This is a genomic window from Flavobacterium chungangense LMG 26729 (assembly GCF_000735715.2).
Taxonomy (GTDB): domain Bacteria; phylum Bacteroidota; class Bacteroidia; order Flavobacteriales; family Flavobacteriaceae; genus Flavobacterium; species Flavobacterium chungangense.
Genome location: NZ_JASY01000009.1, coordinates 135751 through 144723, shown reverse-complemented (window position 1 = coordinate 144723; position 8973 = coordinate 135751). Strand labels below are relative to the sequence as shown.

Sequence of the window (8973 nt, the reverse complement as noted above, 5' to 3'; positions counted from 1 at the left end):
CGTATATGTGCCTGTATTAGAGATAACAAAACATTTGAGGTTAGAAAATCAGCATAAATCTTATCAGGGACAACCCTTATTATCAACGAGTAAGATATAAAACCTTTTGTTGAATTCTTATTCGCAAACTTGCTGTGTCTTAAAATAAAACTAATTTAAATTAAAAAAAAGATTTATTAACTTGTTTATGTCATAGTAATCGGGGCTAAAAAAAATCCGTCCGGTAAAGACCAGACGGAAATCTTCAATCCTCTATTTTGATTTTTAATTACAATTCAAATAATAAGGTAAGTGTAACATTGTTAAGTTTAGAATTAATTTTTGCAGAGTCGGTTAATCCGGTTGTAAAAAATCCCTGATTTGATTCTCTTTCAGTAAAAGAATAAGCAAGGTCCACTTTAGTAGATCCAAAGTTATAGCCCAAACCACCAGAATAACTGTTTAAATCTCCAATTGTTTTGCCGTCTTTATAAGGACTTCCTTCAAAACGGTATCCTCCGCGTAAGCTTAATCTCTTGATTTTAAATTCACCTCCAATACGCAATTCACCATTTGTGGTAAATTGGTTGTCTATCTCTCTGTTTAATTCTCTGAATCCCGAATCGTTAGTGGGTTTGAATTTAGTGTTTCCATAATCCTTAATAGAATAATCAATACTAATTAATCCTGATTTTCCAAAGATATATGCACCACTGAAAGTAAATTTTCCGGGAGTTTGCAAAGTATATGAATCGTAAACATTTATAATGTTAGGATTTACTTCGTAGTCAATGGCTTCATTTGCATTATTTTCTGTTGTCGAATATAAACTTTGTGAAAGTTCGTCGTATAGTTCATACCAGGTGTTTGATTCGTAAGCTAAACCAAGTCTTAATGATTTTGTGACTTTAGCAATTGCTCCTAATTGAAAAGAAAACCCGTTTCCATAAGTATATAAATCATTATTAAAGCGCACGTTAGATATGGTTTGAGTAGCTTCAAGGGCGCTAGTGTTTCTTTCGAAAAAGCTGCTGGATCTTCTGTAGTCAGTAACGTGAACATTTAAATTGGCTCCCAGATAAATTCTGTCCTGATATGATGTTGCGATGTTAAAGCTTAGTTTGCTATTGTATCCTCTTGCGTAAATTTCGTTTTCTTGTATATAATTTCCTCCGTCAGGAACGTTGGTGTTGTATTGTGTATTGTTAGCATCGTTTGGATTATCTGGGAGTATCACTTTTCCATAAAATCCAAAATATGCTTGTTGCTTATCGTAAAACAAATCGCTGTAGTCAAAACCAGTAATATCTCCTAAAGATATTCCATTAGCATAATCTAAAAAATAGCTGTCAATAGAGTTTTTGTTTTTATTGGTTCCGGCTGAGAAAATATTATTGTTGAAATTATTGGTGTTTTCATACGTAGCTCCAATTGCAATTTTTTTCCACTTACTATTTGGATTACGGTCATTAAAAACAAAAATAGCTCCGGCTTGGTTTAAAATAAAAGAATTTTCCTTGTCGCTGGTCTGTTCGCCAAAATAATCAGAGTTGTTTTTGATGTTTTGATTACTAAAAGTAACCCCAACCTGATTATTTGAAAATATAGCAGATCCGGCTGGGTTTACAGATAAAGAAGAAAAATCTCCACCAACTGCTCCAAAGGCTCCTCCCATTGCTCTAAATCTGGCAGTTCCGGTTAAGTTGTCCTGGGCATAACGTATGGCATCCGAAACTTCCTGAGAGTATGACATGCTAAAAGTTAGTCCTGATATAAGTAGCAAGAATGTTTTTTTCATTGATTTAGTTTTAATATGTAATTCTGGATAAGTTAAGGAAGGAAAGTGTTACCTTCTTCCGCCACCACCGTACGATCTTCCACCTCCGCCACCGCCTCCGCCAGACGATCTCATGCTTCCACCACCGCTACTGCTATTATTGTAGGAACGGGAAGATGAACTTGGTGTTGAGTAGCTTCTGGATGAATTATTGTTGTTACTGTTGTTGTAAGTTCTGTTTGTGGTAGTAGTACCGCTTGATCTTCTATTTGAGTAATCGTTACTGTAACTTTGTGTTGCTGTGTTTCTTCGATTCGTAAAAGTTGGACTTGAGTTTGAATTATATGTTCTTCCGTTTACTGAAGAATTTCTTCTGTAATCAGAATAGGTGTTTTGTCTATTTGTAGAATAGCTTCTGTTTGTGTTGTAATTTCTGCTTGAAGTATAGTTTCTGTTAGATGAATAACTTCTAGAGGTGTTGTAATTTCTGTTGGAAGCATAATTTCTTCCGCCATAGTAAGCAGCGGATCCTCTTCTTCCATAATTATAGGAATAGTTGTTGTATCCATAACCACCTCCCCAATATCCATAACCAGGTCCCCAATATCCGGAATATCCCCATCCAGGTCCCCAATATCCAGGGTATCCCCATCCGTATCCAGAGTATCCCCAGTAACCTCCACCGTATCCCCATCCGTAATAAGGATATCCAAATCCATAACCAAAACCCATAGACCACATCGGGTCAGAATAAAAGTTAACGGATACTTCAGAATTGCTGCTTCCCCATGAAGGATAAGCTGTCGCTGAAGCGGTTTGTGTGCTGTCGTTTTCTGCGTAATTTCCGTAGCTGTCTACATCTGTGAAAATTTCAGTAGGCTGGTTGTCATCTTGCAGTGATTTAAAATAATCTTTGTATTGGTTATTGGCAGCTGTAGTGTTTGATTGAGAATAGGTGCGTGTGCTGCCATATACTCCATCGTTATCATTATACGAAGTATTTTGGTAAGAGCCACACGATGTTAATAGAAAACTCAATAATCCAATTAGATAGAAATGAGTTGCGTTTTGTCGGAGAGAAATATAAGTTTTCATATCTGTGGTGTTTTTTATTGTTGCACATTACAAAAATAGTTAGTTTTGCGAAACTATTTAGTTAAAAAAATAAAACAAAATTTGTGCCAAACTATTCAATATGAGTAAGAACCTCACTACAAGATCAGAAGATTATTCCAAATGGTATAACGAACTGGTTGTTAAAGCAGATTTAGCCGAAAATTCAGGAGTTAGAGGATGTATGGTAATTAAACCATACGGATATGCTATTTGGGAAAAAATGCAGGCAGAGTTAGACAGGATGTTTAAAGAAACCGGACATCAAAATGCATACTTTCCTTTATTCGTGCCAAAAAGCATGTTTGAAGCCGAAGAAAAAAATGCAGAAGGATTTGCAAAAGAATGTGCTATTGTAACGCATTACAGATTAAAAAATGATCCGGATAAACCTGGAAAACTTATGGTTGATCAGAATGCTAAATTAGAAGAAGAACTTATTGTTCGTCCAACAAGTGAGGCAATTATCTGGTCTACATATAAAGGATGGGTGCAATCGTATAGAGATTTGCCTTTATTAATCAATCAATGGGCAAATGTGGTGCGTTGGGAAATGCGTACGCGTTTGTTTTTAAGAACTGCTGAATTTTTATGGCAGGAAGGGCATACTGCACATGCTACAAAGGCAGAAGCTATAGAAGAATCTGAAAAGATGATGAATGTTTATGCAGATTTTGTAGAAAACTTTATGGCGATTCCTGTTGTAAAAGGTATAAAAACTGAAACAGAACGTTTTGCAGGAGCGGATGAAACGTATTGTATTGAAGCTTTAATGCAGGATGGAAAAGCCTTGCAGGCAGGAACATCTCACTTTTTAGGGCAAAATTTTGCAAAAGCATTTGATGTAAAATTCGCTAATGCAGAAGGGAAGCAAGAACACGTTTGGGGTACCTCATGGGGAGTTTCGACTCGTTTAATGGGGGCTTTGGTTATGACACATTCTGATGATCAGGGATTGGTTTTACCTCCAAACTTAGCTCCGATACAAGTTGTAATAGTGCCAATTTATAAAACAGATGAACAATTAGCCGAAATTACAGCTGCTGTTAATGATTTGACAGCTAAACTAAGAAAATTAAGGATTTCAGTTAAATATGATGACAGAACAACACAAAAACCTGGGTTTAAGTTTGCTGAGTGGGAATTAAAAGGAGTTCCGGTGCGAATTGCTGTTGGTCCGAAAGATTTAGAAAACGGAACTTTTGAAGTTGCAAGACGAGATACATTGACAAAAGAAACAGTTTCCGGAGAAGGAATTGTAAACTATGTAAATGATCTGCTGGAACAGATTCAGAAAGATTTGTTTAATAAAGCATTAGACTATCGTAATACACATATTACCGAAGTGAATAGTTTTGAGGAATTTAAAGAAATATTAGATGGTAAAGGTGGTTTTGTTTCGGCTCATTGGGACGGTACAGCAGCTACCGAAGAAAAAATAAAAGACCTGACAAAAGCAACAATTCGTTGTATGCCTTTAAGTCATCTAGAAGAGGCGGGAAGCTGTGTGTTTACTGGTAATCCATCTACAAAAAGAGTGTTGTTTGCGAAGGCTTATTAATTTTTTTTAATTTTTTTTGCATCAGGTATTGTACATCTTAAAAATAGTTGTATTTTTGCATCCGCATTAGAGAAACACACGGTCCGTTCGTCTATCGGTTAGGACGCCAGGTTTTCATCCTGGTAAGGGGGGTTCGATTCCCCCACGGACTACTTTTTTTTCTGCAAATTAAGTTTACGCTTGATGTTATTGGTCCGTTCGTCTATCGGTTAGGACGCCAGGTTTTCATCCTGGTAAGGGGGGTTCGATTCCCCCACGGACTACTAAAATTAGTTGTGAATAAGTTTTATAAAATAAAAATTGGTGTCTCGGTTTTTATTTTATTAGTTAAAACCAAAGTGATTGTTTTGCAATTGTGGGAGGTTTTTCTTTTTTAACTAGTATCTATAATAAATTATTACATCTAAAATTAAAAAAAATGGCAAATCATAAGTCAGCATTAAAAAGAATCAGAAGTAACGAAAAAAGAAGAGTTCTTAACAGATACCAACATAAAACTACTCGTAACGCTATTAAAGCATTAAGATTAGCTACTGAAAAATCTGATGCTGCTTCTAAATTATCAACTGTAATTTCTATGATTGATAAATTAGCTAAAAAGAATATCATTCATGATAACAAAGCTTCTAATTTGAAATCTAAATTAACAAAACATGTTGCTAAGTTGTAATTAATTACAATTTCCTACAATATAAAAAGTCCTCAAGAAGAGGACTTTTTTTGTTTTATAAAAACTCAAAGCAGTTTCTTGAAACTTATAAACAAGAAATAAATAGGCTAAATAGATAATTAGATTAACTTAATTATTAATTTTGTATTCTAAACTACATTTCAGATGAATACTCATTTGTTTAAAGAAAGTCCTTTCAGAACTATAATATCTTTTCATAAATTAATTGAATCTTTCGAAGAAATAGCCTTGTCAGATGTTGATTACAGGTCGAATTATGCAAAAGCAATCCTGAAAGAAACAGAACCTTTGCCTGAATTTAGAACCGGTATAGAAGACTATAAGTTTATTCAAAAAAATGAAAGTCTCATAAAAAATCTATTGGCTGATTTGTTTCCGACAGCTTTAACGCATAACGAAATAAAAGCAGTTACAATTCCATTTCAAAATTTAACATTCAATTATACAGAACGATTCAGGAAAATTTTGAGTAATGCGGGTTCTGAATTTGATATGGAAATCCGTGATTTTGATGAGCACCAATTTTATATTAATAACTGCTGTCTGATTTTAAGTAGTTACTATCACCAAAATATAGATTTTAACAAGCCTTTTTTCTACGATATACCTGATGATAAAGGTGTAGAAAGACATTATCGTATTTTATACAATGCAGATTTTTTAGAAATCATTCCAACCGAGAATTCAATACAATTATTGCAGGATGATATCGATTTGCTAATTGATAATTATAATGATATTGCGTTATGGAAATCTAAATTTCCTGTAGGTAGCTGGATCTTAAAAGGTTTTGGAATTGTTTCCTTATTTGATGCTACTACTGAAAATGCTGTTTCGAATTTAAAGAGTAATCTCTTAAAGCCAGAGGATACCGTTACTCCAACCGAAATTATTGAATCAATTTTCATATCATTATTTAAAATTCCAGGTTTAAGATTCGGTTTTATAGTTTACAGTCCTGAAGAAGAAAAATTCAACAGGCCTCCTAAATTTGATACCAAAATGCATAGTTTTTTGCTTTCGGATGATCATGAAGTACATTGTAAAAATGCTTTATTTGGATGCTCTTTTGAAAATCTTTTAGACAAAAAGGAGTTATTTGTAATTTCAAATGTTGAGAAATTTTCTCAGGAGGCAGGAAATGAAAAACTAGGAAAACATTTACTTAATCAAAATATAAACAGTTGTATTTTTGCGCCAATTATTAAAGATGATCATTTATTGGGAGTACTTGAAATTGTTTCCCAGAATCCAAGGGAACTCAATAGTATAAATGCAACCAAGCTAGAGTTGATTTTACCGTATTTAACTGATACTATTGATCGATACAATACTGATATGCAACATCAGGTTGAAGCTATTATCCAGCGAGAATATACTACTATACATCCGAGCGTTTATTGGAAATTTAAAAAAGAATCTCAGAATTATTTCCAAAATATCAATCATTCAAAAGATTATATTTTCAAAGAAATTGTTTTTAAAGATGTGTTTCCATTATATGGGCAAATTGATATAAAAGGTTCGTCTGAACATAGAAATGATACGGTAAAGAAAGATTTAAAAAATCAACTTACCACTCTTTTGGAAATTTTCGAAAATCAGAAACCAAATGCTAATTTGGTTCTTTTGGAGCAGCGTAAATTTGAACTTGAATCATTGCGTCAAGAATTAGATTTTCCATTAAAAGCAGATACTGAACAGCATATACAACGTTATATCGAAGAAGAAATTCATCCTATTCTAAAAAACACAAAGGGTACCGCCAGGAACGAAAAGTTAGAGCAATTGTATTTTGAGAGTCTGGACGAAAAATCGGGCTTGTTTTATCATGAAAGAAAGAAATTTGATAATGCAATGTCTATTATTAATAAAAAATTAGCCTCAGTTTTAGATAAAAAGCAAATTGAAGCCCAGCAAATTTATCCGCATTATTATGAACGTTTTAAAACAGATGGTGTTGAGCATAATTTATATATAGGAGCTTCTATAACGCCTTCTAAATCTTTTGACATGATGTATTTGCATAACCTTCGTTTGTGGCAATTGCAGACTTTATGCGAAATGGAATTAGAACATCATGAACTCAAAGCTTCTTTGCCGTACGAATTGGATGTTACTTCGCTGATTTTGGTATTTAGTGCTCCTCTTTCAATTCGTTTTAGAATGGATGAAAAACGTTTTGATGTTGACGGAACTTATAATGCACGTTATGAAGTTGTGAAAAAAAGAATCGATAAATCGAATATAAAAGGTTCAACCGACAGAATTACAGAAAAAGAAAAAATTACAATTGTCTATTCGCAAAATAGTGAAGAAGCAGAATACTTAAAATATATTAAATATTTACAGCACAAAAAAATATTGGAACCCGCTATCGAACAATTTGAAGTTGAAGATTTGCAGGGGGTTTCAGGATTAAGGGCGATACGTGTAAAAGTGATAAATAATACCGGAAATTCAATTTCTCAAAAAATCACTTATCAGGACTTATTAGATGAACTTAAATAAAATTTATCCTCTGAAAGTAATATGATTTTAAAGGATTGAAGCAGATGGTTTTTGTGTTACACCAAGCAGGCGTTCAAATGATTTAAATACAGAAAGTGGTCTGTCTGAAAACAGAGCTTTAATTACTTTTATACCATAAATATATGTTGTTATTTTAAATTGATTTGAATGCGATTACAAAAGCAATTACTGTAACAATAATTCCAATCATGAAAATGTTGTAAGCAATTCGGAGCAAATTATATTTTCGTTGTAAAACCAAACCCAGATAATATAAATCTTTTATCATTGTAGAGTATAAATAATCCCGGTCTTTCATCATTTCGTTCATTGCCCAATCATATTCGTGTAAAGGCATTTTATAAAAATTTCCAAAAAACATTAAATTTACCTTTTTTGCCTGGACATCCTCTCGTGTAAAAAAGCCTGAGGTTACTTTAGGTCTTGTTGATAAAATAGCAAAAATAATAGTAATTACACTAGACATCAGCATTATGAATGTAGGGATTACCAAATGAGCATTTTTTGGACTATCTAATTTTGGAATAATAGAAGAAAGTGCAATTGAAATGATAATAGCATTTACAGATAATAAAATATTTGCTTTGCTGTCTGCAATACCACTTAAACGAGTGTGATTTCCTAAAGTAACCCGAAACAAAGTATCTATACCGCGATCCGGTTTTTCTGCTTTGTCTTTCTTTTTGTTTTCATCTTCGATTACAACAGTTTCTTTTGCTTGCTGCTTGTTGATTTTTTTCTGAATACGAACGAGGTTCTTTTCTTTTAAAGGCTGCCATTTTTTTTGGGCATAATCCGTGTAAAAATGGTGTTTTGTCATTAAAAACTTGAAATTTTCTGTAGCCCATTCCAAAGTAGAAAAATCGACAATACCTGTATTTTTTAATTCCAGGCGTAATAATTCACACGTACTTGTATATTCCGGACTAATAATGTGTATGAAGTCCGCATCTTTAATTATTTTTTCTAAATGATTTTTTGGGACATACTCTTTGGCTGTTGCCGAAATCAGTTCGCCTACTTTTTTTATAAAATCCTCTGATTGATTTTTTTCTTTTAGAAATTCTGAAGCGATCTTTACACTTTCGTTTTCGTGATTTTCATAACCTTTTGTATAACCGGCGTCATGAAACCATGCTGCAATTAAAAGTAATTCCCTTTCATTGGTATTTACTTTTTCTTTTTCACACAATTCCTTTGTTGCATTTACCACACTTTGTGTATGGCTAAAATTGTGGTAAGTATATAAATTAGAAAGTTTATCTTTGAGTAAATTACTGATGAAATCTTCGGATTGTTCTATTAGATTCATAGAGAATA

6 protein-coding genes and 2 tRNA genes are annotated in these 8973 nt (G+C 33.2%); 5 read left to right on the top strand and 3 right to left on the bottom strand.

Features of this window, described 5'->3' with window-relative positions; translation table 11 throughout:
• Positions 1 to 268: 268 nt before the first annotated feature.
• On the bottom strand, positions 269 to 1777 hold the full coding sequence (locus JE46_RS16500; RefSeq protein WP_031456383.1) for an OmpP1/FadL family transporter: 1509 nt from the start codon (positions 1775 to 1777) through the stop codon (positions 269 to 271).
• A gap of 48 nt (positions 1778 to 1825) precedes the next feature.
• On the bottom strand, positions 1826 to 2851 hold the full coding sequence (locus JE46_RS16495) for a hypothetical protein (protein WP_031456382.1): 1026 nt from the start codon (positions 2849 to 2851) through the stop codon (positions 1826 to 1828).
• A gap of 100 nt (positions 2852 to 2951) precedes the next feature.
• Here JE46_RS16495 and proS point away from each other — a divergent pair, with 100 nt between their 5' ends.
• From proS to JE46_RS16470, 5 genes are all read left to right on the top strand, one after another.
• Entirely contained in the window at positions 2952 to 4430 is a 1479-nt protein-coding gene (gene proS, locus JE46_RS16490; protein WP_031456381.1) for a proline--tRNA ligase, read from the top strand.
• 80 nt (positions 4431 to 4510) lie between these two features.
• Positions 4511 to 4582: transfer RNA gene (locus JE46_RS16485), tRNA-Glu, on the top strand.
• A gap of 39 nt (positions 4583 to 4621) precedes the next feature.
• Positions 4622 to 4693, top strand: a tRNA-Glu gene (locus JE46_RS16480).
• A 155-nt stretch (positions 4694 to 4848) separates the two neighbouring features.
• Positions 4849 to 5100 carry a 30S ribosomal protein S20 gene (gene rpsT / locus JE46_RS16475; protein ID WP_007803459.1) on the top strand — a complete coding sequence of 84 codons (252 nt, stop codon included), beginning with the start codon at positions 4849 to 4851 and terminating at the stop codon, positions 5098 to 5100.
• A gap of 165 nt (positions 5101 to 5265) precedes the next feature.
• Complete coding sequence (locus JE46_RS16470) at positions 5266 to 7632, top strand: GAF domain-containing protein (protein ID WP_031456380.1); 2367 nt, start codon at positions 5266 to 5268, stop codon at positions 7630 to 7632.
• 154 nt (positions 7633 to 7786) lie between these two features.
• On the opposite strand, the gene JE46_RS16465 is transcribed toward JE46_RS16470, so the two are convergent.
• A complete protein-coding gene (locus JE46_RS16465) occupies positions 7787 to 8965 on the bottom strand; it encodes a Pycsar system effector family protein (RefSeq protein ID WP_031456379.1) in 1179 nt (392 codons plus the stop codon).
• Between the last annotated feature and the right edge of the window lie 8 nt (positions 8966 to 8973).

Coding starts and splice junctions, on each gene's coding strand:
- JE46_RS16500 (WP_031456383.1), bottom strand. CDS start 1,777: ATGAAAAAAACATTCTTGCTACTTATATCAGGACTAACTTTTAGCATG.
- JE46_RS16495 (WP_031456382.1), bottom strand. CDS start 2,851: ATGAAAACTTATATTTCTCTCCGACAAAACGCAACTCATTTCTATCTA.
- proS (WP_031456381.1), top strand. CDS start 2,952: ATGAGTAAGAACCTCACTACAAGATCAGAAGATTATTCCAAATGGTAT.
- rpsT (WP_007803459.1), top strand. CDS start 4,849: ATGGCAAATCATAAGTCAGCATTAAAAAGAATCAGAAGTAACGAAAAA.
- JE46_RS16470 (WP_031456380.1), top strand. CDS start 5,266: ATGAATACTCATTTGTTTAAAGAAAGTCCTTTCAGAACTATAATATCT.
- JE46_RS16465 (WP_031456379.1), bottom strand. CDS start 8,965: ATGAATCTAATAGAACAATCCGAAGATTTCATCAGTAATTTACTCAAA.